The sequence below is a fragment of the Pseudomonas sp. S04 genome, from assembly GCF_009834545.1.
GTDB lineage: Bacteria > Pseudomonadota > Gammaproteobacteria > Pseudomonadales > Pseudomonadaceae > Aquipseudomonas.
In genome coordinates this window covers 4,874,101-4,898,420 of record NZ_CP019427.1, presented here as the reverse complement: position 1 = coordinate 4,898,420, position 24,320 = coordinate 4,874,101, and the positions used below count along the sequence as shown (strand labels likewise).

The following is a 24,320-nucleotide window of genomic DNA, read 5'->3' as shown; positions in this document are numbered from 1 at the left end:
GGTTTTTTATTGCCCCTCTTATCAGGCGTTGACGGCCTGGGCCTTGCCGGCCGGATCGACCTTGCTCGCCGGTCGATACAGCACGTAGTAATACGCGCCCAGGCAAATCAGCCAGCAAAACACCGCCGTCCACACGTTGTGCGAGAAAAAGTGTGCGCCCTGCATCATGCGGCTGACGGAAAATACCGTGCCCAGGCCAAACGCAAAGAGAAAGGCCGCGCGGGCCAGTTTCGGGCGCCGGTCGCGCAACACGAAAAACAGCGCAAACAAGGCAAACCCGGTGGCTGCATGACCGCCGGGCCAGCAACGTCCCGGTTTGTCAGTGGCTGGGCGTGGGCTGAGCAGTTCGCTGTAGGTTTCCTTGCCACCGAACTCCTTCAGGCTCCACGGGCACTGTACGGCGGTCACGGCCTTGACCGGCGTGACAAACGCCGTGGCCAGGCCCAGCGACAGCACCAGGCAGCCCAGTTCGCGCTTGAACGGCTTGAGCCGGGCGACGAAGAACGAACCGGCAAACCCGATCACCGCCAGCACCGAGAAAGCGATGACCACTTGCTTGGCCCGGTCATGCAGGATGTTTTCCAGGAAGTAGCTGTGGCGACCGATAAACCCTCCGCCATCGGGGTCGTAGAACAACTGGGCCAGGCTCATGTCCAGGGACGTCAGCTCAAGCAGCAGCAGAGCGGTCGCCACGACGGCGGGGATCCCCAGGCAGAGCCAGGCATTCAAGGGGCGGGAGGCGGGGCGCGAAAGGGTCAGTGACATCGGGCGATCCTGAGGGTGTGGATTGGTCCAGCGGCAAGCAGCGCAGCAGTCTGGGCCCGCTCGCGTAGGCCTGGTGTGAATAGCGGGTGAAAAATTCGTGAGTGGTTTTTGCCCGAGTTTGCCCCGGCAGACAACTCTGGCCCTGAACCCCGCTTGGCCTTAAGCTGCGCGAGCCAAGACGGCCGTTACTGTGTACGGAGCAAATGCCCATGCGAATTCTATTGGTTGAAGACAACCGCGATATCCTTGCCAACCTGGCGGATTACCTGGGGCTCAAAGGCTATACCGTGGATTGTGCGCAGGACGGCTTGTCGGGTCTGCACCTGGCGGCCACCGAGCATTACGACCTGATCGTGCTCGACATCATGCTGCCCGGCATCGACGGCTACACCCTGTGCAAGCGCCTGCGCGAAGATGCCCGACGTGATACTCCGGTGATCATGCTCACCGCCCGTGACCAATTGGATGACCGGCTGCAGGGCTTCAAGTCCGGCGCCGACGACTACCTGATCAAACCCTTTGCCCTGTCTGAACTGGCCGCACGCATCGAAGCAGTGATGCGCCGCACCCAGGGCGGGGGGCGGCGTGCCTTGCAGGTCGGCGACCTCAGTTATGACCTGGACACGCTCGAAGTTACCCGCGAAGGGCGCCTGCTGAAACTCAACCCGGTCGGCCTCAAGCTGCTGGCGGTGCTGATGCAGAAGAGCCCCCATGTGCTGCGCCGCGAAATTCTCGAAGAAGCCTTGTGGGGCGATGATTGCCCGGACAGCGACAGCCTGCGCAGTCATGTCCACCAGTTGCGCCAGGTGATCGACAAACCGTTTGCCAAGCCGTTGCTGCAGACCGTGCATGGTGTCGGTTATCGCTTGGCCGAGGGACGTGATGGAGTTTAGACAGAGCCTTGCCCAGCGGATCATCATCGCCTTTGCGCTGATGAGTGCGCTGGTGGCGGGGGCATTTGCCATGGGCATCGTGGCCACCGTGCACCTGGTCGAAGAAAAACTGATTTCCGCCGGCCTCGGAGGCGACCTCCAGCGTTTGCTGCTGATGGACAACATGTCCGAGTGGAGCCACCGGCCGGAGCCCGACCAGTTGTTCTATTTCAGTGGCGGCCCGGGTGACTTCGAACTACCCAAGGACTTGCGGCACTTGGACGCGGGTTTCCACGAAGTGTTTCGCGAGCAGTTGTCGTACCACGCGATGGTGGAAATCGTCGACGGCCGGCATTACGTGCTGCTGCAGGACCAGAGCGATTTCGAGGAACGCGAGCGCGTACTGTTTGCCGTGGTGCTGGTCGGCTTCGTATTGAGCCTGGCGCTGGCGGTGTTCCTCGGCTGGGTCCTGGCGCGCAAGGTGATGGCGCCGGTGGTGCGCCTGGCCCGTCAGGTCCGGCACCGCGATCAACTGCTTGGCCTGGCCCCACCCCTGGCCCCGGACTATGCCGCCGACGAAGTCGGCGAGTTGGCAGTGGCCTTCGATGCCACCTTGGGCCGGCTGCGTAAGGCATTGAACCGCGAGCGATTGTTTACCAGCGACGTCAGCCATGAGCTGCGCACACCTTTGATGGTCCTCGCCAGTTCCTGCGAACTGCTGCTGGAAAACCCCGGTATCGACCAGCGCGGTCGCGCCCAGGTCGAGCGCATTGCACGTGCCTGCGAGGAGATGCGCGAGCTGGTCCAGACCTTCCTGATGCTCGCCCGGGCCCAGCATGAAGCAGCAGGCATGTCGCCGCAGGTGACCTTGCAGCAGGTGGCCGAGGATCTGCTCGGCCTGTGGCGCGAGCCGATTGAGGCCAAGGGCCTGCAATTGATCCATGAGCCCGGCCAGCCGCTGCCGATGCGCTACAACGCGACCTTGTTGCACGCGGTCATGGGCAACCTGTTACGTAACGCCGTGCACTACACCGACAGCGGGTTCATCCGCCTGACCCTGCTGCCCAACGGGTTCCTGGTGGAGGACAGCGGGGTGGGCATTCCCGAGGAAAAGCGCGAGGCGATGTTCGAGCCCTTTGTCCGTGGCACGGAAAATCGTGGCGAAGGCCTGGGGCTGGGCCTGTCGCTGGTACAGCGAATTTGTGAAAACCAGGGCTGGAGCGTCAGCCTCACTACCCGTGAGCCGAGCGGTTGCCGGTTCCAGGTCGAACTGTGCCGGATGAGCGACTGAGGCCCTGCGGCGGCGGGGTCTGTAGGCTTTTTCTTACGTTGGTGTGGGTGCATACTGAAATTGAAGGTGTAAAATTCTGTAATACTTAAGGGCTTTTCCTAACGAAATTTTCACAACTGGATGACCTGAAACTCACACCCTGATCCCTAAGGTGGCTGTCATCAGTTCTGGAGACATGATGATGGACGACCCGATCAAACTCGAATTTTCCGAGAAGTACGACGACGAACACGCCCAGCGTTATCTGCGCAAGCACAAGGACGGTCTCGGCCGTCAACTGTCGCACAAGCGTGATTTGCAACTGGCGCGCACCGCACTCAAGCGTGTCGGTGAGCCGGGCCTGGTCCTTGACCTGCCCTGCGGTGCTGGTCGTTTCTGGCCGATGCTGGCGGAAAAATCCAATCGGGTGATCATTGGTGCCGACAACTCTGCCTCGATGGTCAAGATCGCCACCCAAGCCCAACCGGCCAATGTGGTGGAACGGGTACGACCTTTGCAGACCTCTGCATTCGACATCGCACTGCCCGACAATTCCGTAGACAGCATTTTCTGCATGCGTTTGCTTCACCACATCGGCGAGGCCGAGCATCGCCTGGCTATCTTGCGCGAATTCCAGCGGGTCACCCGTGACAGCGTCATCCTGTCGTTGTGGGTCGACGGCAATTTCAAGGCCTGGAAACGTAAGCGTGCTGAAAAAGAACGTGCGCAGGAGGGTTACCAGAACCGCTTTGTGTTACCGGCCTCTACGGTAGAAGCCGAATTTGAGCAAGCCGGTTTCCGTGTTCAGGAACATTTGGACTTCATTCCGCTCTACGCCATGTGGCGCGTTTATATTTTGCGAAAGAGGTAACAGCATGGCAGTTCAACAGGTTTCGGATGCGCAGGACGCGCCTGAAGATCGCTTTGATTACTTCTGGAGCCAGCGTGGCGAATGGGTAGAAGAACCCAACGTCCGGCGTGGCGGGGAAAGTGGCGTCCAACGTATCCATGCACCTAATGGCCAACTGCTGTATGCCAAGCGCCAGACCGGGCATATCTACCGTAGCTGGTTGCACCCTTTCGGGCGCCCAACTGTGCTGCGCGAGTTGGATGCGCTGACGGGGCTGCACAAACTCAACGTGCGGGTACCGCAGATCGTCTTCTGTGGTGCGCAGCGCGATCCGGTGCATCAGTGGCGAGCGCTGCTGGTGACTCAGTCACTGGACGGCTTTGTCGAGATCGAAGACTGGTACGCCAGTGGCGGTCGCGAACGTCACGGCGAGGCCTTCCATGAGCAGGTTCTGCAGGACCTCGCGCAGAACCTGGCGCGCATGCACAAGGGGCGTTGGCAACACAGCTGCTTGTACATCAAGCACATTTTTGTCCGGGTGACCGGTGAGGGGCCAACGGCCAAGGCCGAGATCGCACTGCTGGATCTGGAGAAGTGCCGACAGCGTCTGTTGAGCACCCAGGCGGCGGCTCACGACATGAAGCAGTTGCGTCGCCACTCGTCGTGGAACGCGGCAGATTGGGACAAACTCGTCTATTTTTATAAGACGGCGTTTGGCAGCGCTATCAAAGGTTTATAGCGATGAAACTAGAAATTGCTCGAGGTTTGTTTCTAATAGGAGCCTTGGCAGTTGCTTCATTGGCGGTGGCGGCTTGGGAGCAGCCCCGCACGCAGGTCCTCAGTGCTGCGCATGGTGACGCGCATTGCCCATTGCCACGGGTGGCGAAAGCCACCGCGGCAGTCCATCCCGATAATGATCTGCTGTTGTTCATGTTCGGCATGGCCCAGGGAATGAGACCGCAAAGTTGAAAACGATGAAGCCCAAATAAAAGGCCTCGCAATTGCGAGGCCTTTTTTATGCGTGTCTGATTCCCGATCACGTGGGTTCGGGTGCCTTGTCCGGTTTGGCCAGCAGGGTGTAGACGCAGGGCAGCACGAACAGGGTGAACAGGGTGCCGATGGACATCCCGGTGGCAATCACCATGCCGATATCAAACCGGCTGACGGCCCCTGCACCTGTGGCAATGATCAACGGCAGCATGCCGAACACCATGGCCGCGGTGGTCATCAGTACCGGACGCAGGCGGATGGCGGCGGCTTCCTCGACCGCCTCGCGTGGTGACAGGCCCTTGTCCTTGCGCAATTGGTTGGCAAATTCGACGATCAGGATCCCGTGCTTGCTGATCAGTCCGATCAGGGTCACCAGCCCCACCTGGGTATAGATGTTCATGCTCGACCAGCCCAGGAACAGCGGGATCAACGCGCCGCAAATCGACAGCGGCACGGTCACCAGGATCACCAGCGGATCGCGGAAGCTCTCGAACTGTGCAGCCAGCACCAGGAAAATGATCGCCAGCGCCAGGGCAAAGGTTACCCACAATGCGCTGCCTTCCTGCACGAACTGGCGGGAGGCGCCGGCGTAATCGAAGGCATAGCCCGGCGGCGCTTCTTCCAGGGCGATCTGGTGCACGGTTTCAATCGCCTCGCCCATGCTGACCACCGGGAAGCCCGAGAGGATCGCCGAGTTCAGTTGCTGGAACTGGTTCAGTTGCCGCGGACGGGCCCGGTCCTTGACCGTGATCAGGGTCGACAGGGCAAGCAGTTCGCCCTGGGCATTCTTCACGTAATAGTTGTTCAGCCAGTCCGGGTTGTCGCGATAGGCTCGCTCCACTTGGGCGATCACCTTGTAGCTGCGACCTTCGATGGTGAACCGGTTGATTTCAGCCTCGGCCAGCAAGGTCGCCAAGGTCGTGCCCAGGTCGAGCATGGACACGCCCATCTGGGCGGCCTTGGCGCGGTCGATGTCGACCACCACTTCCGGCTTGTCGAAGGCCAGGTCGATATCGACGAAGGCGAACTTGCCGGACTCCAGCGCGCGTTTTTTCACCCGGTCGACCACCGCCAGCAGCGACTCGTAGTCATTGGCGGTGTTGATCACGAACTGGAAGGGCAAGCCTTCCCCGGTGCCAGGCAGCGAGGGCAGGTTAAAACCGAAGATCTGCAGCCCGGGGATGCGTGACAGCTTGCTCTGGACCTCCGGCAGGATCTCCATCTGGGTCCGACTGCGCTCGTTCCATGGCTTGAGCAGGAAGCCGCCGATCCCCGATTGCACGCCGTTGAAGCCGTTGATCTGGAAGGAGGAGTAGTACTCGGGGAACTCTTTGAAAATGGTGATGAATTCGTCGGTATAGGAATTCAGATACTCGAGGTTGGTTGGCTGCGGGGCATTGGCCATCATGAAAATGATGCCCTGGTCTTCGTCCGGCGCCAGTTCCGACTTGCTGAACTTGAGCAACACCGGAATCAGGCACAGCACGATCACCGCGAACACCAGCACCACCGGCCGGGTGTTGAGGGTGCCGTGCAACATGCTCTGGTAACGCCGCTTGAGCCTGTCGAACAACTGGTCGAGGCGGTGGGCCAGGCCGGACGGGTTCGGGTCGTGGCGCAGGAGCAGGGCGCACATCATGGGCGACAGGGTCAGGGCGACGATGCCGGAGATCACCACGGCGCCCGCCAGGGTCAGGGCGAACTCCTTGAACAGCGCCCCGGTCAGACCCGTCAGGAAACCGATCGGCGCATACACGGCGGCCAGGGTGATGGTCATCGAGACCACCGGCATGGCGATTTCCCGCGCGCCTTCGAGCGCAGCGTCCAGCGGAGTCTTGCCTTCCTCGATATGGCGGTGGATGTTCTCCACCACGACGATGGCGTCATCCACCACCAGGCCGATGGCCAGCACCATGGCCAGCAGGGTCAGCAGGTTGATCGAGTAGCCCATCAGTTGCATGAAGAACATCACGCCGATCATCGACAGCGGAATGGTCACCACCGGGATCACCACCGAACGCAAGGCGCCGAGGAACAGGAACACCACGACAATCACGATCAGCACGGCTTCGAACAGGGTTTTCACCACCTCGTCGATCGAAGCCTGGATAAACAGCGTGGCGTCGTAGGCGATTTCCGCCTTGAGGTTGGGCGGTAGCTGGGACTCCAGCTCCGGCATCAGCTTGCGCACTTCCTTGATCACGTCCAGCGGGTTGGCCCCGGGTGTTGGCTTGATCCCGATGTACACCGAGGGCGTACCGCCGAACGAACTGATGGTGTCGTAGTTCTCCGCGCCCATTTCCACGCGGGCCACGTCGCTGAGCAGCACCCGGCTGTCGCCATCGACTTTCAGCGGGATCTGGCCGAAGGCTTCGGCGGTTTTCAGTTCGGTGTTGGCGTTGACGCTGGTGACCACGTACTCGCCCTTGACCTCACCGGCGGCCGACAGAAAGTTGTACTGGCGCACCGCGCTGGTCACGTCGCTGGCGCTCAGGCCAAAACCGGCAAGCTTGACCGGGTCCAGCCACAGGCGCATGGCAAAGACCTGGTTGCCGAGGATCTCGGCTTCAGCCATGCCGGGCAGGGTCGCGAGCTTGGGCTGGATCACGCGCGACAGGTAGTCGGTGATCTGCGGGTTATTCAACTCCTTGCTGAAGAAGCTGATGTACATCAGCACCGAGGCGTCCGCCGCCTCCTTGCTCAGCACCGGGTCTTCGGCGTCTTGAGGCAGCTTGTTCTTGACCTCGTTGGCCTTGGCCAGCAACTCGGTGAACAACCGGTCGCTGTTGGAACCGATGCGCGCGTAGATCGAGATCACCGAGAAGTTCTGGCGGCTGACCGAGGTCATGTAGTCGATGCCTTCGGCACTGGCCAGGCTCTGTTGCAGGGGCTGGGTGATGTAGCCCTGGATGGTCTCGGCGTTGGCCCCGGGGTACGCCGTGGTGACCGTGATCAGCGCGTTCTCCATCTGGGGATACTGGCGCAGCGGCAGCTTGCTCCAGGCCTGGAAGCCCAGCAGCACGATCAACAGGCTGACCACGGTAGCGAGCACCGGGCGACGGATGAACGGGTCGGTAAAAGCCATGGGGATTCCTTGATCAGTCAGCGCGTGGCTGGCTGTTCTGTTCGGCCGGCAGGTTTTTGTCCGGGCTGATGACGATGTGCATGCCGTTTTCGAGTTTGATCTGCCCGGCGCTGATGACCTGCTCGCCGTCCTTCACGCCTTTGTTGATCAGAACCAGGCCATCCCGGCGTTCGCCGGTTTCGATGAACCGCCGTTCGGCGACCAGCACTGGCTGGTCCTCGTGGTCTTTTTCGAGATTGCCCTCGGCGTCCTTTTTCTGCGCGACGACGTACAGCGAGTTGCCATACAGGGTGTAGGTCACTGCACTTTCCGGGACCACGATTTTTGCCTCTGGGTCCGGCATCAGCACCTGCAGGCTGGCGAACATGCCCGGTAGCAACTTGCCGTCGGGGTTGGCCAGGGTGGCGCGCACCAATACGTTACGGGTGCTGTTCTCGACCTTGGGGTTGATGGCGCTGATGGTGCCGGGGAAGGTCTGTCCGGTGTAGGCGGAGACGCCAACGTTGACCGGCTGGCCCTTGGCGATCTTCGGCAGCACCTGTTCCGGTACGTAGAAGTCCACATACAGGCTGCTGAGGTCTTGCAGGGTGGCGATCACCGTGCCGCTGGCGAGATAGTCGCCGACGTCGACCTGGCGAATGCCGATGGTGCCGCTGAAGGGCGCGACAATGTGCTTTTTCGCCAGCGAGGCCTTGAGTTGATTGACCGTGGCCTTGTTCTTGGCCAGTTGTGCGCTGAGGCGGTCGAACTCGCCCTTGGAAATGGCGCTGCTGCCCACCAGTTGGCTGCCGCGGCCGTAGTCCAGTTGCGCCAGGCCGAGGTCGGCCTTGGCGGTCTCCAGCAGGGCGCTTTCGACGGCGCTGTCGAGCTGGATGAGCGGCTGCCCGACCTTGACCTGTTGCCCGGACTGGAACTGCACGTCGGTAACGGTACCGGCGACCTCCAGGCTCAGGTCGACCCCCTGCAGCGCCTTGAGGGTGCCCACGGTGGGCAGGCGAACCTGCCAGGGACGTTCGCTGGCGCTGGCCACGGCGACGCTCTCCGGCGGCTTTGGCGCAGCGAAGGTCTGGATCATCTGATAGATGGAGAAGGCCTTGTAGCCCCCCAGCATCAGCACGATCAACAGCACAACCCCCAACATGATCAGCATGCGGCGACGCAGCATATTCCACTTCCTTGGAAAAAAATCAGGCGAGACAGGCGGCACATTACTCCCTGTGTGCCTGTGATTCCATATGTGTCGGGTCAGCCCTGACCGCTGTAGGCATCAGACCAAATGCAAATGGTTGTCCCAGAGCCCTGCCGGCAATTCCAGGGGCTGGGCCATCAGCGGTGCCTTGCGGCAATCATAAAAACGGCAACGACCCTGGCCCGAGGTCACGACAAAACCATCGGCCACCGCGCCGACCCCGGCGCAATCGGGCAGCGGGGCATCAAGCTGCACTTCGCCGCTGTCCAGGTCCCAGATGAAAAAGCGGTTGCCCCGTGGCGCGGTCAACGCCACCAGGCGCAGTTCACTGTGGACCGCGACACTGGCGGTGTAGTGCCCCATGGCTTGCAACTGGTGCTCATCGACCGGGAAGGCGACGAAGGGCTGGCCGGGACGCTTGATGGCCAGCAGCTCGGACGACTCGTGGGCGGCGCCCATGAATTGCTGGCCAGTGACGATGGTGCCATCGCTGGCGATGCCCATATGCCGCACGCTGTTCATCTGCTGGGCCAGGGTTTCCTTGCTCAGCAGGGTGCCGTCGCGCTGCATCAGCACCAGGCTGGGTGCCATGGCGTCGAGGTTCATTTCGACCCGGCTTTCGGCCTCGGTGCGAATCCCGCCGTTGGCCACCACCAGGGTTTCACCGTCGGGCATCCAGGAGACCTGGTGCGGGCCGATGCCGTGAGTGGAAATCTCGCCGCTGTGCACCAGGCGCTCGCCCTCGAAACGGTACACCCCGAGCAGGCCGCGGCCCGGGTCGGTGGTGTCGTTTTCGGTGGCGTACAGCCACTCGCCATCCTTGTGGATGACCGCGTGGCCGTAGAAGTGCCGGTTCGCTTGCGAAACCACGGTTTGCAGCAACCTGCCGTCGCGCAGGTCCACCAGGTAGCTTTCGGTCCCCGGTCGCCGGGCGACGAACAGGGCGATCGGCAGCTCGGGGTGATTGATGATGTCGTGGCAGCGCTGGCCGACTTCGGTGGCGAACACTCGAGTGCCGTCCAGCCGATAGCCGACGGCGTAGTGCTTGCCGTCGCTGTCATCGCGGGCTGAAAGCAGCAAAGGGCCGTGGTCCGTTTGCTTGAACAGCTTCCAGCCGCCCAGCGTCACCGCGCCCAGCAACAAACTGCCGAAAGTCAGAGCCTGGCGTCGCAGCATGGAGCTAACCCTCATCAGTCACCGTCGTTGGCGTTGAAGCCCAGTTGGATGCCCAGCGCCTTGGCCAGTTCGCCTTCGTGCAGGCGATGGACGACGTTGAGGCTGTCGTAGAGATCGTTGAGTTGCTGGCGGCCGGCATCGTCACCGAGCATTTCGGTCAGCGAACTCAGGTTGCTGTCGAACAGCTTCAGCGACGCGGCATAGGCGGCGTCGATCTTGTCTGCCAACGGCTTTTGCTCGGCGGGCAACAGGCCACGCAGGCCTTTGTTGTCGACACCAACCCAGACGGTTTGCGCGGCGCTGAGGCTGGCCCGCAGGCTAGGCAGCGACGACTGGCTACGCCAGGCATCAGCCTGGAACGGTTGGGGAATGCCCTTGGTCTGGCGGCCCATTGGCGTGCCGAGTTTTTTCTTCAGGGTATCCAGCGCAGTCACTTGGGCGCGCAGCAGGTCGGCGATGGCTTCGTGGGAGTCCGCGTACCGCTGGTTGGGGAACTTGGTCATCTGCGCCAGCATGCCGTCGGTGCTGTTCCAGCTGGCGAGAATTTCTTCGGCCAGCAGTTTCTGCCGTTCGCCAATGGCGGTCAGCAGCGGGCAGTAGCGGGCTTTCTGCGCAGCGTCGGCAACGTTGCTCTTGGCGTCGAACAGAATGTACTCATAGGCCGACAGGCCCTGGACCACCACGCTGGATTTAGCCAGTGCCGCGGCATCGATCTGCGGCTGGGCGCTAAGCAATTGCTCGACCTGGCGTCCGACCAGGTTCTTCTTGTCCGGCCAGAACTGGATCTGCCAGGAGCGGTTGCCCTCGGCCAGCGGACCGACCAGCAACGGCTGCAGTTCGGCCCAGGCTTTTTGGGCGTGGAGGAAGTCGGCGCGGGCGGTGGCCAGGTCAGACTTGCCTTCGCAGTAGGACAGGGCGCTGACCGCCAGTTGGCGATCGGCGTCGACCCAACGGCTGTAGGTCGGCAGGATCACTTGCTTGGCGATGGCTGCCGAAGTAACCGCTTGTGGGTCCTGGGGCGCGCAGGCGCCGAGGGCGAGGGCGGCAAGGCTGGTGAACAACAACTTGGGACGAAACATGTCGGGCTCCCTATGTGTATGGGGCAAAGCAAATGGGATAGGCGTTCAAAGCGAATTCAAAAAGGCCAGCAGCGACGCGCGCTGCTCGGCACTGAAAGCTAAAACCTGTTGCTGCGCCGCTGAAGCCTCTCCACCGTGCCAGAGTACGGCTTCGAGCAGGTTGCGGGCGCGGCCGTCATGCAGGAACTGGGTGTGGCCGCTGACCGTCTGCGTCAGGCCAATGCCCCACAGTGGCGGGGTGCGCCAGTCGCGACCGGAGGCCTGGAACTCGGTACGGTTATCCGCCAGGCCTTCACCCATGTCATGCAGCAGCAGATCGCTGTAGGGGCGAATCACTTGATTGGCCAACTCGGGTTCGGCGGCAGTGGCGGCGGTGGTGAATTTGGGTGTGTGGCACGACTGGCAGCCGGCCTGGAAAAACAGGTTCTTGCCGGCCAGCACCTGGGCATCGTTGACGTCGCGGCGGGCCGGTACGCCGAGGTTGCGGCTGTAGAACAGCACCAGGCGCAGGATGTTGTCGCTGACTTCCGGCTCGCCATCGGGGCCATTGCCGTTGGGCGCGTGCAAGCAGTCGGTCTGGGTTGCGGTGCAGTCATCGAAAGGCCTGAGGCTGGTGGTCAGGCCCATATCACCAGAAAACGCGTGAACATTTTGTTGATTGAGGTTCGGTTGCCCGGCTTTCCAGCCAAAACGCCCCAGCACGGTTTTTTGCTGCGCGTCGTCCCAGACCAGGTTCGGCCGGCCCTTGATGCCGTCACGGTTGTTGTCCTGCGGGTCGGCGTTGGCCAGGATCGCCGCATCGGGGATGGCTTCCAGCAGGCCAAGGCCGATCATCGGCGGGGCCACTCGCGCGGAAAACCGTGTGTCCGGGTGCATCGGGCCGTAGCCCAGTTGGCTGATCTGCAGGCTGGGTTTGCGCAGTTCGACGGTGCTGCCGTCCTTGAATTGCACAACCACCGGGGTGTATTCGACCCGGACCTTGCCTTCCGGTGTGACACCGGGGACCGCCATGTCCTGGAACTGCCCACCGTAGACCGGCTCGGGGACTACTCCGACCTGCTCGATCAGCTTGGCGTAGGCCGGCGCATCGGGAATCGACAGGCGCACCAGCATCGAGACCGAGTTCTCGGCATCCGGCGCCGGAGGGTGGCCACGACCGTCCTTGATGTGGCAATTCTGGCAGCCGTTGGTATTGAACAGCGGGCCCAGGCCGTCACGGGCGGTGGTCGTCGAGGGGGCGGTGACCCACGGGCTGCGGAAAAAGCTGTTGCCGACACTGAAATCCAGCCGCCTTGTCGGCGAGAGATTGGCCGACGGCAGGGAAAACGCGTTCTGGTCGCTCTTGCGCACGGTTGCCGCGCCCCCGGAGCGGGCTTCACCGGGTTCTGCCTCGGTAAACCGCGGGGCGTCATCGCAGGCACTCAGGCCCAGGGCCAGTAGCAGTGCAGACAAGCGAAGAGGCAGCGAGGGCATCGGGTATCCAGAAAGTCGAGCAAAACAGGGCGCAAAGTCTAACAGGGCAGGGGAATTTGAATAAGAGGAATTATCGTTTGGTTGATTCGTCACGGCGGGTCGACAGGGTGGCGCCCATAAAAAAGGCGACCCTAAGGTCGCCTTTCTATTTTGCCGGGGTTGATCAGAACTCGTGATCAGCGTTATCCGGGTTCAGGTCGCTGATACCCAGTTTGCCAGCAGCCTGCTCGATCGAACCGGTCTGCTTGACCAGGGCGGCGATAGCGTCGCGCACGATCTGGTTGCCTGCGGTGTTGCCAGCGGCGATCAACTGGTCGTAGTGCTCACCCTTGTTGGCGTGATCGACCATGACCTGCAGCTTGGCTTCGGTCGCAGCCAGGTCCGCCTTGAGGGCGGTATCGGCAGCCGGGTCGGCCTTGGCCACCAGCGACGACAGGCTGGCGCCGGTCATCTTGGTGCCGTCGGTACGGGTGTATTCGCCCAGGTACACGTTACGCACGCCCTTGGCGTCGTAGAAGTGCGAGTTGTGGGTGTTGTCGCTGAAGCAGTCCTGCTCGTCTTCAGGCGAGTTGGCTTCCAGGGACACTTTCATCCGCTCGCCGGCCAGTTCGCCCAGCGAGAGGCTGCCCATGCCGAACAGCATTTTGCGCAGGCCGGTCTCGCCTGGCTCGGCTTCCAGGGTGGCGCGGTAGTTGTCGGCCACGTTCGGCTTCCAGTTACCGACCATTTCTTCCAGGTCGCTGACCAGCAGTTGGGTCACGGCCTTGAGGTAGGCGCGACGGCGATCGTTGTGGCCGCCGGTAGCGCCGGTGCCTTCCAGGTAGTCCGAGGCTGGACGGTTGCCAGCGCCTGGGCCGGTGCCGTTCAGGTCCTGGCCCCAGAGCAGGAATTCGATGGCGTGGTAGCCGGTGGCGACGTTCGCCTCGGAACCGCCCAGCTCGTTCAGGCTGGCGAGTTTTTCCGCGGTGATGTCTTTCACGTCAACTTTGTCTTCACCCACCTGGACTTCGGTGTTGGCGATGATGTTGGCGCTGGCACCCGGGTTGCCCAGGGCGTGCTCGTAGCTCTTGTCGACGTAGTCGATCAGGCCTTCGTCCAGAGGCCAGGCGTTAACCTGACCTTCCCAGTCGTCGATGATGGTGTTGCCGAAGCGGAACACTTCGCTCTGCAGGTAAGGCACACGAGCGGCAACCCAGGCAGCCTTGGCGGCTTTCAGTGTTTCGTCGTTCGGCTTGGCGAGGAAGGCGTCGATCGCGGTTTGCAGGGTTTTCGCGGTGGATTCGGCATCGCTGTAGACGGCGAAGACGATATCGGCGTAATGCGCGACTACGGCCTTGGCAGCGGCTTCGTCGACTTTGCCTGTGGCAGCCGGAGCAGCAGGTGCTGCGGTGCTGGCGGCTGGAGTAGGCGCTTGAGGAGCAGCAGCCTTGTCTTTACCTTCGCCGCAACCGGCGAGGGAAATAGCGATGGCCAGCAAACTGGCGGTAGCCAGAGGCATACGAATCATGGCGAACATCCTGCTTCGGTAGATGAGGGACAAGCGCGGTGGACGCGCAAAACTGCGACATAATGCAAATCTTTCGCATTATGTGTAAAGGGTTGTACCTGGAAATATTTCTTATTCATCGACGCGGGATCAAGCGCGCCACGCACTTGTGTAGCAGCGGCCTCGCGGGCTCGACCGCTGCTACACGCTGCTACAGCGGGCTCAAGACGTTGCTGCGTTGCGCCTGTTTCAGGTACGCACTCAATTCCCGGGCCGGCAGCGGCTTGCTGTAGAAGTAACCCTGACCTTCGTGGCAGCCCTCAGAGATGATGTAGGCCTCTTGCTCAGCGGTCTCCACCCCCTCGGCAATCACCTGCATGCCCAGGCTTTTACCCAACTGGATGATCGCGCGCACGATGGTGGCATCGTCATCGTCGTCCAGCAGGTCCTGGACGAAGCTCTTGTCGATCTTGATCTTGTCCAGCGGCAGGCTTTTCAGGTAGCTGAGGGAGGAGTAGCCGGTGCCAAAGTCGTCGATGGCGATCAAGGCGCCGGAGCGGCGCAGGCTGAGCAGGTGCTGGGCGGCGGTGCTGATGTCTTCCATCAGGCCGGTCTCGGTCACTTCCAGCTCCAGGCTGCGCGGCGGCAGGCGGTACATCTGCAGCAGGTTGTTGACCACCCGTGGCAGCTCGGCGTGGTGCAGTTGCACGGTGGAGAGGTTGACCGCCATGCGCAGGTCGCTGAAGCCCTGGTCGTGCCAGTCGCGCAACTGCCGACAGGCCTGGTCCAGGACCCACTCGCCGATGGCGATGATGCTGCCGTTCTGTTCCGCCAGCGGGATGAACAGGTCCGGCGGTACCAGTCCGTGCTCCGGATGCTGCCAGCGAATCAGCGCCTCGACTCCTACCACCCGGTGATCGCGATAGCTGATCTGCGGTTGATAGACCAGGAACAGCTGTTCGCGACGCAGGGCCTCGCGCAGGTCCTTTTCCAGTTCGCGGCGCCGGCGCATTTCGCTGTCGACGCTGGCAATGTAGAACTGGTAGCGGTTGCGCGAGCGGGTCTTGGCCAGGGTCATGGTCTGCTCGGCTTTCTGCAACAGCTTTTCGGTGCTGTCGCCGTCCTCCGGGAACAGGGTGATGCCGATGGTGGCGCGCAGGCGGATCTCCTGATGATCAAGGGCAAACGGCTCTTCCAGGTCATCAAGAATGCTTTGCGCCAGTTCGGCGGCTTCATAGGGTTGCTCGATATCAGCCTGCACCAAGGCGAACTGGTCGCCACCCAGGCGTGCCAGCGCGCCGAGGCGACCGCTGTGGGCGCGCAGGCGGTCGGCCAGGGCCAGCAACAGTTGGTCACCGGTCTGGTAGCTGAATTGCTCGTTGATCCCCTTGAAATCGTCCAGGCCAACGCAGATCACCGCGACCCGGCGTTGCAAGCGCCCGGCATCCACCAGAATCTTGTCCAGTTGCTGCTGCAACTGCTGGCGGTTGGGCAGGCCGGTGAGAAAGTCGTACTGGGCCATGCGCAGCAGGCTGTTCTCCGCTTCATGGCGCAGATGGGTATTGCGCTCGATGGATTCGAGCAACTGGTTGGCAGTGTTGATCCACAGCCCCAGTTCGTTTTTCTCGTGGCCTTTGAGCTGGGGGATCTTGTGTTCGCTGGGGCGGTCGGGGTTGATGGTGGTCAGGTGCTCGATGATCCGCGACAGCGGCTTGGTCAGCAGCCAGTGATAGACCAGGTACAGCACCAGCCCCATGGCCAATGCCCGCAATACGCCGGAAATGAAGATGATCACCGAGCTGACAATAAATCCCTGGCCATAGGTGGCGGTGTCGAGGGTAATGCTCAGGTCGCCGTAGTACTCACTGTAGGGACCGCGACCCACCAACTGGGTGGTGAAGGTGCGCTCCTTGCCCAGGATCAGGTCGGTCAGCCAGCGACTATCGGAATGCTGCAGTTCACGGCTTTTTTCCGCCAGCATGGTTTCATTGGGATGGCCGATGGAGGCCATGCGCACGGCGTCATCCTGGAACAGCCCTTCGATCACCTGCATGCCCATTTCCCGATCCAGGCTGTAGACGGCCTGGGTCGATGGGTCGCGAAACATGTCGAGGATGCGTTCGGCGTCGTTGGCCACTGCCTGGCGCGTCTTGTAGGCATCAAAGACGATCTGTGCGCAGCTCAAGACCACACCCACGATCAATGCCGACAACAGCACAACCCGGAGCAACTTCACCGACAAGCTGTTTTTGAGTTCCAGCTTCAAAGGGTAATTCCTTGTTCCGTGCGGGTAACGTCAAGATGCCATGAGTATTGGCAATCCCGTGATGGCAGTCAAAGGGACAATCGAGCCAGGTGGATGTTGTCCGCCGGCCTGGCCGCATAACCTTGGGTAAGCGGTTATTGAAGCCCATTTGTATTGTGTCGGTACGCACCTCCTGCAACTTGAGGGGCAGGGGAGAATATTTGTATTTGCTAGATGGTAGCCGCCTGCGGCGCTGGAGCAAGGGCAGGGGTGTTTTCTGGGGGGCATGGGCCAGCCACAGGCATAAAAAAACCCGGCAATGCCGGGTTTTTTCACAGCAAGCGGACTCAAGCGGTGAAGGTTTTGCCTTCGAACTGCTCAGCCACGAACTTCCAGTTGACCAGGTTCCAGAACGCTTCCACATACTTTGGACGCACGTTGCGGTAGTCGATGTAGTAGGCGTGTTCCCAGACGTCGCAGGTCAACAGCGGGGTGTCGCCGTTAGTCAGCGGGTTGCCGGCGCCGATGGTGCTGGCCAGGGCCAGGGAACCGTCAGCCTTTTTCACCAGCCAGCCCCAGCCGGAACCGAAGGTACCGATGGAGGTTTTGCTGAACTCTTCCTTGAACTTGTCGAACGAACCGAAAGCAGCGTTGATGGCTTCAGCCAGCGCGCCGGTTGGTTGACCGCCGGCGTTTGGCGCCAGGCAGTTCCAGTAGAAAGTGTGGTTCCACACTTGAGCGGCGTTGTTGAAGATGCCACCCGAAGAAGACTTGACGATTTCTTCCAGAGTCTTGCCTTCGAACTCGGTGCCTGGCACCAGGTTGTTCAGGTTCACGACGTAGGTGTTGTGGTGCTTGTCGTGGTGAAACTCCAGCGTTTCCTTGGAAATGTGCGGCTGCAGTGCATCGTGTGCGTAAGGCAGTGGCGGCAATTCGAAAGCCATGGTGATTCTCCTAATCAGGTCAGTTGCGGTGAGCGCAAGGCCGATCACGGGCGGCCAGACTAGCGCCGGGGAGTTTGTACTCTTTGCGGCGCAGGTGTCGGATCATAGCACCGGGGGTGCGGCATAACCACGCAACAACTGTGTGGGATAGAGGTTCCAGAGCCTTTTGCGATATTCAACTGGCGACAATTAATTGAAAGGCCACCGCGAACATCATCACCGCCACCAGCAAGTCGAGAATCCGCCAGGTGCTGGGGCGAGCCAGCCAGGGAGCGAGCCAGGCCGCGCCGAGGGCCAGGGTGAAGAACCACAGCAACGAAGCACTGGCCGCGCCGACCACATAGGCCCCGGGCTCGGTCTGTTGGGCGCCGAGCGAGCCGATCAGCAACACCGTATCGAGGTAGACGTGGGGGTTGAGCAGGGTCACCGCCAGTGCGCTGAGCAGCACTGCGCGCAACGAGCGCACAGTCTGGTCCTCACCTTGTTGCAGGCTCTGTTTCGAACAGGCCCGACGCAGCGCCAGGCTGCCGTACCAGATCAGGAACGCCGCGCCGCCCCAGCGCGCGATGGCCAGCAGGGTCGGGTTCTGCGCGAGCACGGTGGCCAGGCCAAACACCCCGGCCGCCACCAGTAGCGCGTCGCAGACCACACACAGTGCGGCCACCGGCAGATGATGTTCACGGCGCAGGCTTTGCGCCAGGACAAAGGCGTTTTGCGTGCCGATCGCCATGATCAGGCCGAACGCCACCAACAGACCGTTTACATAGCTTTGCCACATGAGCCTTACTCCGCGTTCGCCGCCAGTTGCGTGAGTACGGTCATGGCGCGTTCTGCTTCGCCCTGGCCGACAAACAGATGGTCGTGGTAGTAGCCGGCAATCACGTTGCAACTGATACCGGCCTGGCCCAGGGCCGTGGCGAAGGCGGCGGTGAGGCCGACAGCTTCCAGGGCCGAGTGCACGTTGAGGGTGATCCAGGCCGCCACGTAGTCGAAGGCCAGCCCACATTTCAGGGCGCTGGAGCGTTCGAGGATCACCGTCAGGCCTTCCTGTTCACGAAAGCTGCCGATGATTTCGCAACCAACTGGCAGTTGCCCGTCGGCAATCGTGCAGAACACGTATTCGCCGTCGTTCAGGTGCGGGCTCATGCTGCGCAGCAAGGTGTTGAGTGAGGTTTCGCCAGCCATGTCGCTGATCCTTGGGCAAGAGTGGATGCTGGCTATTCTCCTGTTCCAAGCTGTATAAGAAAAACCAATATTGCTGATCGCTCATTAGGAAAACTGATGTTCGACTATAAATTGTTATCCGCCCTGGCTGCCGTGGTTGAGCAAGCCGGCTTCGAGCGTGCGGCGCAGGTGCTGGGACTCTCGCAGTCGGCGATTTCCCAGCGGATCAAGCTGCTCGAAGCGCGGGTCGGCCAGCCAGTGTTGGTGCGGGCCACGCCACCGGCACCGACCGAGATCGGCCGGCGTCTGCTCAACCATGTCCAGCAGGTGCGCCTGCTTGAGCGCGACCTGCAAAGCCTGGTGCCGGCGCTGGATGAAGCCGGCCTGCCCGAGCGCCTGCGCATCGCCCTCAATGCCGACAGCCTGGCGACTTGGTGGGCGGGGGCGGTGGGGGATTTTTGTGCAGAACAGCATTTGCTGTTGGATCTGGTAGTAGAGGACCAGACCGTCGGCCTCAAGCGCATGCGTGCCGGAGAAGTGGCGGCCTGCCTGTGTGCCAGTGAGCGCCCGGTGGCCGGTGCGCGTAGTGTCTTGCTGGGCGCCATGCGTTATCGGGCCCTGGCCAGTCCGGCCTTTATAAGCCGGCATTTCCCGCATGGGGTGCAAGCCGAACAACTGGCTCGCACCCCGGCACTGGTGTTTGGTCCTGACGATTTCCTGCAGCATCGCTACCTGGCGTCCCTGGGCGTCGAGGGCGGTTTTGAGCATCATTTGTGCCCGTCTTCCGAAGGTTTCATTCGCCTGACCGAAGCGGGCCTGGGGTGGGGCCTGGTGCCGGAATTGCAGGTGCGCGAGCAACTTGAGCGCGGTGTGCTGGTGGAGTTGTTGGCAGATAAACCGATCGATGTGCCGCTGTACTGGCATCATTGGCGCAATGGTGGCCAACTGCTCGGCTTACTCACCGAGCATCTGGTGCGCTTATCCAGCCAATGGTTGGTGCCGTTGGAGCAGCGGTAAGCGTCAAGCAGCAAGCGATAAGTGAAGAGCTTGCGTACCGTTTTTAACTTGCAGCTTGTGGCTTGAAGCTTGGAACTGCATCTGTAGGAGCAATACATGAAAATTCTGGTCACCGGCGCAAGCGGCTTCATTGGCGGGCGCTTTGCGCGGTTCGCCCTGGAGCAGGGCCTGGACGTGCGGGTCAACGGTCGCCGGGCCGAGAGCGTCGAGCATCTGGTGCGCCGCGGTGCCCAGTTCGTCCAGGGCGACCTGACCGATGGGCAACTGGTGCGCGACCTGTGCGTGGACGTCGATGCCGTGGTGCATTGCGCCGGTGCGGTAGGGGTGTGGGGGCGCTATCAGGATTTCCATCAGGGCAACGTGCTGGTCACCGAAAACGTGGTCGAGGCCTGCCTCAAGCAAAACGTCCGCCGCCTGGTGCACCTGTCCTCGCCGTCGGTCTACTTCGATGGCCGCGACCACCTGGGCCTGACCGAAGAGCAAGTGCCCAAGCGGTTCAAGCATCCCTACGCGGCGACCAAGTACCTGGCCGAGCAGAAGGTCTTCGGCGCCCAGGAGTTCGGGCTCGAAGTGCTGGCCCTGCGCCCGCGCTTTGTCACCGGCGCCGGTGACATGAGCATCTTCCCGCGACTGCTGAAAATGCAGCGCAAGGGGCGCTTGGCGATTGTCGGCAATGGCCTGAACAAGGTCGACTTCACCAGCGTGCAGAACCTCAATGAGGCCATGCTCAGCTGTCTGCTGGCCAGCGGTTCGGCGCTGGGCAAGGTGTATAACATCAGCAACGGTGCCCCCGTGCCGGTGTGGGACGTGGTCAACTATGTGATGCGTCAGATGGAGGTACCGCAGGTCACGCGGTACCGTTCCTACGGCCTGGCCTACAGCGTTGCAGCGCTGAACGAGGGTTTTTGCAAACTCTGGCCGGGGCGCCCCGAGCCGACCCTGTCGCGCCTGGGAATGCAGGTGATGAACAAAAATTTCACCCTGGACATCAGCCGCGCCCGGCATTATCTGGACTACGACCCGAAAGTCAGCCTGTGGGCGGCGCTGGATGAATTCTGTGGCTGGTGGAAGGCCCAGGACATCGGCGGACACCCCCGGCACTGAACCGAGTGACGGGTTCGGGGTCGATCAATGCGCCGAGTTCAAGGTTTATACTCGGCGCATTTAGCCATTTCTGTGGTTCCAAAAGGTTGACTCATGTCCATGCGTAACGATGCCAACGACGACTTCGATAATGTGCCGAGCCTGCGTGCCGACAGCTTCGATCACGATGACTTCCACACCACCGGCCCCACCCGCGAACGCAGCAGCGTGCAGGCGCGCAGCGTCCCTGCGGTCCAGGTCAAGGGACCCAGCACCGGCCCGTTGTGGGCGTTGGTGGGCGCGCTGTTCTTTGCGTTCATTGGCCTGGCCTGGTGGAGCTTCCAGCAGATCTCGCTGATGGAGCAGCAGTTGGTCGCTACCCAGGAAAGCTTCGCGCGCATCAGTGAGGAAGCGGCCGGGCGCTTGCAGGACATTTCCGGCAAGGTCGTCGCCAGCCAGACCAACGTCAGCAGCGACAGTGAAGCGCTCAAGTTGCAAATCAAACAGCTTGAGAGCCAGTTGCTGGAGCAGGGCCAGCAACAGCAGGGCGTGGTGGGGCAGGCGACTGACCTGGACAAACGCCTGGCACAGATCGCGGCGCAAAGCGCCGAGCAGCGTACCCTCAATAGCCAGTTGCAAAGCGAACTCAAGACCCTGGGTGCCGAGGTGACCAGCCTCAAGAGCACGCCGGCCGATACCAGCAAGGTCGAGGCTGAGCTTAAAAGCCTCAGTGTCGAGATCGCCGCATTGAAGAAGCAGGGTAATCCGAGCGCGGCCATCGACCGTCTGGAGCAGGAGCTGCTGGTGATCAAGAGCGAGCAGGACAATCGCCCGGCGACCCCGCAAGGCGGCGCTACAGTGGCCGAGTTCGATGCTTTCCGTGGCCAGGTCACACGCAACATCACCACCTTGCAGACCCAGATCCGCAATTTGCAGCAGCAGATCAGCACTCGCCCTTGATCGGGCCAGCTGGGTTTTGCTGAATATTCGTACATAGCCTCAAGCCGTCTACGCTCTTGAAACATCAACAAGAACGAGGGACGCGCAATGAGGTTTCTGCAAAAAGCCGTGCTGCTCGGCGGGTTACTGCTGTTGTGCCTGGGGCAGGTGCAGGCGGCGGCCAAGGCCGCCGATGAGGACAAGGCCGCGCTGGCCTTGCTGGAAAAGGCCCTGGCCTATTACCACGACCAGGGGGACAAGGCGTTTGCCGCCTTCAGTCGCCAGGGCGAGTTTGTCGACAAGGACAAATACGTCTTTGTGCTCGACACCAAGGGCACGATGCTCGCCAGTGGCGGGCCGTCCTCGGCATTGATCGGGCGCGATGTGTCCGAAGTGCTCGGCCCTGATCTGCAGAAAGCCTTCAAGAACGCCTTGCTGGTGCCTGAGGGCAACGGCATCCAGACCGCCGAGTATCGCTGGCAGAACTGGGCTGACGGCAAGGTCGAGCGCAAGCGTGTGTACTACCAGCGCATCGGCCAGCGGATTCTTGCGGTCGGTTACTACCTGCCACGGGCGTCCGCCGAGCAGGCCAAGGCCCTGCTCGATAAAGCGGCGGCCGACCTGGCCAAGGATGAACAGGCCACGCTCAAATCGATCAATTCCCTGCAGGGTGGTTTCCTGCAGGACGACCTGTATGTGTTCGTGGTCAATCTCGACAATCAACGATACCTGGCCCACGGCACCAACTTGCGCCTGATCAACACCGACTTCGGCAAGATCAAGGACCCGGAAGGCAAACCGGTGGGCGAGCCGATCCTGGCGCTGATGGCTACGCAGGATCAGGGCGAGTACCAATACCGCTGGAAAAACCCGGTTACTGGCAAGGTGGAGAACAAGCACGCCTACCTGAAAAAAGTCGGCAACCGGCTGGTGGCGGTGGGGTATTACAGTCCTTGACCCTACTTGGCGTTGTGTTCGCGGCCGCGCAGCAGTTGGTTGGGCATCGCGATGGCGGCCGCCAGTCCTAGCAGCGACACCGCCGCACTGACCATCAGCAAATGCCGGAAGGTCAGCAGCAATTCGGCGCGCAGGGCGTGCTGCGCGTCGCCCGGGGCGGCGTTCAAGCCGTCGAGCAGGACGTTGCCGGAACTGCCTTCGCTCACCAGCGATGTGCCTGCCAGGTGGGCGAAGCTGGAATCCTGCAATAGCGCCAGCAACAGGGCCGACATCAATGCCACCCCCACCGCGCCGCCGAGCGAGCGGAACAGGTTGGTGGTGCTGGTGGCGACGCCGATGTCCCGTTGCTCCACCGAATTTTGCGTGCCCACCAGCGAGGTCGGAAACTGCATGCCGGCAGCGATCCCGCTGAGCATCATGAACAGGCTGCTGAGGAGCATGGCTTGCGGCGGGCTGTAGGCCATGCCGAGGATCGCGATCGGGGTCAGCAGTGCGCCCGTGAGGATCATCGGTTTGTAGCGTCCGGTCACCGAGGTCCGGCGCCCGGCGTAGTAGGCCCCCATCGGCAAGCCCATGGCCAGCGGCAACAGGTGCAGCGCGGCGCTGTCGGCACCGGCGCCGGTGACGCTCTGAAAGCGCAGCGGCATCAGCACGATCAGGGAGATCGCCTGGAAACTGGTGAAGAAAATCGTGCACCAGCACAGCAGTGCATTGCGGTTGGCAAACAGGTGCATCGGCAGCAGCGGTTCGCGGGCACGGCGCTCGTGCCAGACGAACAGCGCCAGGGTCAGTACCGCGCCAGCCAGCAGCCCCAGCACCTCGGCACTGCGCCAGGCGTGACCCTGGCCAACCTGGGTGATGCCGAGCAGCAGGGCGGTCAGGCCGATGATCATCAGTAGCGTGCCGAGGTAGTCGATCAGCGGTTTGCGTTGCGGCACCGGCAAGCCCACCAGCGTGCGGTTGGCCACCAGCCAGGCGCCCAGGCCCAGGGGCAGGTTGATCAGGAATACCCAGCGCCAGGACAGGTACTCGGTCATGTAGCCGCCGAGCACCGGCCCGGCGACGCTGGCCACCGCGTACATGCTGCTGAAGTAGCCCTGGTACCGGCCGCGTTCGCGCGGTGGCACGATGTCGCCGATGATCGCCTGGCTGACCGAAATCATCCCGCCGGCACCGATGCCCTGGATGATCCGCGCCAGGACCAGTTGCTCCATGCTCTGTGCCAGGCCGCACAGCAACGAGGCCAGGGTGAACAGGCCCATGCCGAACAGCATCAGCTTGCGCCGACCGTAGAGGTCGCCGAGCTTGCCGTAGATCGGCACCGCCACCGTCATCGCCACCATGTAGCCGGAAATTACCCAGGCCAGCAGGCTGACGTCCTTGAACTGGGCGGAAATGGCCGGCATCGACACGGCAACGATGGTCTGGTCCAGCGCGCCGAGGAAGATCGCCAGCATCAGGGCGATCAGTACGCTGCGAATGGCCGGCTTGGGGGATTCAGGCTGATTCATGGTGGTCACGGGCAAACCCTGCGGGGGATGCCGCAGTGTAAGTCGGTAGCAGGCTATTCGATAGCCTCGTAAGAAAGCTGCTGGACGTTCTCCACCAAGCCGTTGCGCGTGGTTTGCAGGTCGTTATGGCTCAAAAGCGTCACTCGGACCGGCCGGCGGGTGGTTTTTATCGATCCAGCGCTTGCATTTTTCCTTGGTGAGTCGGTCAATTAAGGGAGAACGCTG

Annotated in this window: 21 protein-coding genes; 9 read left to right on the top strand and 12 right to left on the bottom strand. The window is 61.8% G+C overall.

Going from position 1 to position 24,320, the window contains the following annotated elements; translation table 11 throughout:
• Positions 1 to 21: 21 nt before the first annotated feature.
• The gene (locus PspS04_RS21750) at positions 22 to 765 is read right to left on the bottom strand and encodes a phosphatase PAP2 family protein (protein ID WP_159997711.1); all 744 of its coding nucleotides are present in this window, start codon (positions 763 to 765) and stop codon (positions 22 to 24) included.
• Between the two features lie 209 nt (positions 766 to 974).
• Between PspS04_RS21750 and colR the strand changes: the two genes are divergently transcribed.
• From colR to PspS04_RS21725, 5 genes are all read left to right on the top strand, one after another.
• The gene (gene colR, locus PspS04_RS21745; RefSeq protein ID WP_027619748.1) at positions 975 to 1,658 is read left to right on the top strand and encodes a two-component system response regulator ColR; all 684 of its coding nucleotides are present in this window, start codon (positions 975 to 977) and stop codon (positions 1,656 to 1,658) included.
• Entirely contained in the window at positions 1,648 to 2,928 is a 1,281-nt protein-coding gene (locus PspS04_RS21740) for a sensor histidine kinase (protein ID WP_159997709.1), read from the top strand. The genes colR and PspS04_RS21740 overlap by 11 nt, the downstream gene beginning before the upstream one ends.
• 181 nt (positions 2,929 to 3,109) lie before the next feature.
• On the top strand, positions 3,110 to 3,778 hold the full coding sequence (locus PspS04_RS21735) for a class I SAM-dependent methyltransferase (protein ID WP_159997707.1): 669 nt from the start codon (positions 3,110 to 3,112) through the stop codon (positions 3,776 to 3,778).
• Between the two features lie 4 nt (positions 3,779 to 3,782).
• On the top strand, positions 3,783 to 4,496 hold the full coding sequence (locus tag PspS04_RS21730; protein ID WP_159997705.1) for a lipopolysaccharide kinase InaA family protein: 714 nt from the start codon (positions 3,783 to 3,785) through the stop codon (positions 4,494 to 4,496).
• A 2-nt stretch (positions 4,497 to 4,498) separates the two neighbouring features.
• A complete protein-coding gene (locus PspS04_RS21725) occupies positions 4,499 to 4,726 on the top strand; it encodes a hypothetical protein (protein WP_095165880.1) in 228 nt (75 codons plus the stop codon).
• Between the two features lie 67 nt (positions 4,727 to 4,793).
• On the opposite strand, the gene PspS04_RS21720 is transcribed toward PspS04_RS21725, so the two are convergent.
• The 10 genes from PspS04_RS21720 to PspS04_RS21675 all read right to left on the bottom strand — a co-directional run bounded on the left by PspS04_RS21720 (position 4,794) and on the right by PspS04_RS21675 (position 18,609).
• Positions 4,794 to 7,832: a multidrug efflux RND transporter permease subunit gene (locus tag PspS04_RS21720; protein ID WP_095165878.1), complete on the bottom strand. Its 3,039-nt coding sequence runs from the start codon at positions 7,830 to 7,832 to the stop codon at positions 4,794 to 4,796.
• Between the two features lie 13 nt (positions 7,833 to 7,845).
• Positions 7,846 to 8,997 carry an efflux RND transporter periplasmic adaptor subunit gene (locus PspS04_RS21715; RefSeq protein ID WP_159997703.1) on the bottom strand — a complete coding sequence of 384 codons (1,152 nt, stop codon included), beginning with the start codon at positions 8,995 to 8,997 and terminating at the stop codon, positions 7,846 to 7,848.
• 102 nt (positions 8,998 to 9,099) lie between these two features.
• A complete protein-coding gene (locus PspS04_RS21710) occupies positions 9,100 to 10,197 on the bottom strand; it encodes a DUF1513 domain-containing protein (RefSeq protein WP_159997701.1) in 1,098 nt (365 codons plus the stop codon).
• 14 nt (positions 10,198 to 10,211) lie between these two features.
• On the bottom strand, positions 10,212 to 11,276 hold the full coding sequence (locus tag PspS04_RS21705) for an imelysin family protein (protein WP_159997699.1): 1,065 nt from the start codon (positions 11,274 to 11,276) through the stop codon (positions 10,212 to 10,214).
• A gap of 45 nt (positions 11,277 to 11,321) precedes the next feature.
• Positions 11,322 to 12,749 carry a di-heme oxidoreductase family protein gene (locus PspS04_RS21700; RefSeq protein ID WP_159997697.1) on the bottom strand — a complete coding sequence of 476 codons (1,428 nt, stop codon included), beginning with the start codon at positions 12,747 to 12,749 and terminating at the stop codon, positions 11,322 to 11,324.
• Between the two features lie 163 nt (positions 12,750 to 12,912).
• Positions 12,913 to 14,256 carry an imelysin family protein gene (locus PspS04_RS21695; RefSeq protein WP_095165869.1) on the bottom strand — a complete coding sequence of 448 codons (1,344 nt, stop codon included), beginning with the start codon at positions 14,254 to 14,256 and terminating at the stop codon, positions 12,913 to 12,915.
• Between the two features lie 190 nt (positions 14,257 to 14,446).
• Positions 14,447 to 16,501, bottom strand: coding sequence for a putative bifunctional diguanylate cyclase/phosphodiesterase (locus PspS04_RS21690; RefSeq protein WP_095165867.1), 2,055 nt, complete (start codon positions 16,499 to 16,501; stop codon positions 14,447 to 14,449).
• Positions 16,502 to 16,827: 326 nt separating this feature from the next.
• Positions 16,828 to 17,424 (bottom strand): superoxide dismutase, encoded by a 597-nt coding sequence (locus PspS04_RS21685; protein ID WP_095165865.1) that lies wholly within the window; start codon positions 17,422 to 17,424, stop codon positions 16,828 to 16,830.
• Between the two features lie 175 nt (positions 17,425 to 17,599).
• Positions 17,600 to 18,202, bottom strand: coding sequence for a LysE/ArgO family amino acid transporter (locus PspS04_RS21680; RefSeq protein WP_159997695.1), 603 nt, complete (start codon positions 18,200 to 18,202; stop codon positions 17,600 to 17,602).
• A gap of 5 nt (positions 18,203 to 18,207) precedes the next feature.
• Positions 18,208 to 18,609 carry an ACT domain-containing protein gene (locus tag PspS04_RS21675; protein WP_159997693.1) on the bottom strand — a complete coding sequence of 134 codons (402 nt, stop codon included), beginning with the start codon at positions 18,607 to 18,609 and terminating at the stop codon, positions 18,208 to 18,210.
• Between the two features lie 96 nt (positions 18,610 to 18,705).
• Here PspS04_RS21675 and PspS04_RS21670 point away from each other — a divergent pair, with 96 nt between their 5' ends.
• The 4 genes from PspS04_RS21670 to PspS04_RS21655 all read left to right on the top strand — a co-directional run bounded on the left by PspS04_RS21670 (position 18,706) and on the right by PspS04_RS21655 (position 22,584).
• Complete coding sequence (locus tag PspS04_RS21670) at positions 18,706 to 19,605, top strand: LysR family transcriptional regulator ArgP (protein WP_095165860.1); 900 nt, start codon at positions 18,706 to 18,708, stop codon at positions 19,603 to 19,605.
• Between the two features lie 96 nt (positions 19,606 to 19,701).
• Positions 19,702 to 20,709 (top strand): NAD-dependent epimerase/dehydratase family protein, encoded by a 1,008-nt coding sequence (locus PspS04_RS21665; protein ID WP_095165858.1) that lies wholly within the window; start codon positions 19,702 to 19,704, stop codon positions 20,707 to 20,709.
• A gap of 93 nt (positions 20,710 to 20,802) precedes the next feature.
• The gene (locus PspS04_RS21660) at positions 20,803 to 21,648 is read left to right on the top strand and encodes an ATPase (protein WP_174244596.1); all 846 of its coding nucleotides are present in this window, start codon (positions 20,803 to 20,805) and stop codon (positions 21,646 to 21,648) included.
• Between the two features lie 87 nt (positions 21,649 to 21,735).
• Positions 21,736 to 22,584, top strand: a complete 849-nt coding sequence (locus PspS04_RS21655; RefSeq protein ID WP_159997691.1) for a cache domain-containing protein — start codon at positions 21,736 to 21,738, stop codon at positions 22,582 to 22,584.
• 2 nt (positions 22,585 to 22,586) lie between these two features.
• Here PspS04_RS21655 and PspS04_RS21650 read toward each other — a convergent pair whose 3' ends face one another.
• Positions 22,587 to 24,104, bottom strand: coding sequence for an MDR family MFS transporter (locus tag PspS04_RS21650; protein WP_095165855.1), 1,518 nt, complete (start codon positions 24,102 to 24,104; stop codon positions 22,587 to 22,589).
• Positions 24,105 to 24,320: the final 216 nt, after the last annotated feature.

Coding starts and splice junctions, on each gene's coding strand:
- PspS04_RS21750 (WP_159997711.1), bottom strand. CDS start 765: ATGTCACTGACCCTTTCGCGCCCCGCCTCCCGCCCCTTGAATGCCTGG.
- colR (WP_027619748.1), top strand. CDS start 975: ATGCGAATTCTATTGGTTGAAGACAACCGCGATATCCTTGCCAACCTG.
- PspS04_RS21740 (WP_159997709.1), top strand. CDS start 1,648: ATGGAGTTTAGACAGAGCCTTGCCCAGCGGATCATCATCGCCTTTGCG.
- PspS04_RS21735 (WP_159997707.1), top strand. CDS start 3,110: ATGGACGACCCGATCAAACTCGAATTTTCCGAGAAGTACGACGACGAA.
- PspS04_RS21730 (WP_159997705.1), top strand. CDS start 3,783: ATGGCAGTTCAACAGGTTTCGGATGCGCAGGACGCGCCTGAAGATCGC.
- PspS04_RS21725 (WP_095165880.1), top strand. CDS start 4,499: ATGAAACTAGAAATTGCTCGAGGTTTGTTTCTAATAGGAGCCTTGGCA.
- PspS04_RS21720 (WP_095165878.1), bottom strand. CDS start 7,832: ATGGCTTTTACCGACCCGTTCATCCGTCGCCCGGTGCTCGCTACCGTG.
- PspS04_RS21715 (WP_159997703.1), bottom strand. CDS start 8,997: ATGCTGCGTCGCCGCATGCTGATCATGTTGGGGGTTGTGCTGTTGATC.
- PspS04_RS21710 (WP_159997701.1), bottom strand. CDS start 10,197: ATGCTGCGACGCCAGGCTCTGACTTTCGGCAGTTTGTTGCTGGGCGCG.
- PspS04_RS21705 (WP_159997699.1), bottom strand. CDS start 11,276: ATGTTTCGTCCCAAGTTGTTGTTCACCAGCCTTGCCGCCCTCGCCCTC.
- PspS04_RS21700 (WP_159997697.1), bottom strand. CDS start 12,749: ATGCCCTCGCTGCCTCTTCGCTTGTCTGCACTGCTACTGGCCCTGGGC.
- PspS04_RS21695 (WP_095165869.1), bottom strand. CDS start 14,256: ATGATTCGTATGCCTCTGGCTACCGCCAGTTTGCTGGCCATCGCTATT.
- PspS04_RS21685 (WP_095165865.1), bottom strand. CDS start 17,424: ATGGCTTTCGAATTGCCGCCACTGCCTTACGCACACGATGCACTGCAG.
- PspS04_RS21680 (WP_159997695.1), bottom strand. CDS start 18,202: ATGTGGCAAAGCTATGTAAACGGTCTGTTGGTGGCGTTCGGCCTGATC.
- PspS04_RS21675 (WP_159997693.1), bottom strand. CDS start 18,609: ATGGCTGGCGAAACCTCACTCAACACCTTGCTGCGCAGCATGAGCCCG.
- PspS04_RS21670 (WP_095165860.1), top strand. CDS start 18,706: ATGTTCGACTATAAATTGTTATCCGCCCTGGCTGCCGTGGTTGAGCAA.
- PspS04_RS21665 (WP_095165858.1), top strand. CDS start 19,702: ATGAAAATTCTGGTCACCGGCGCAAGCGGCTTCATTGGCGGGCGCTTT.
- PspS04_RS21660 (WP_174244596.1), top strand. CDS start 20,803: ATGTCCATGCGTAACGATGCCAACGACGACTTCGATAATGTGCCGAGC.
- PspS04_RS21655 (WP_159997691.1), top strand. CDS start 21,736: ATGAGGTTTCTGCAAAAAGCCGTGCTGCTCGGCGGGTTACTGCTGTTG.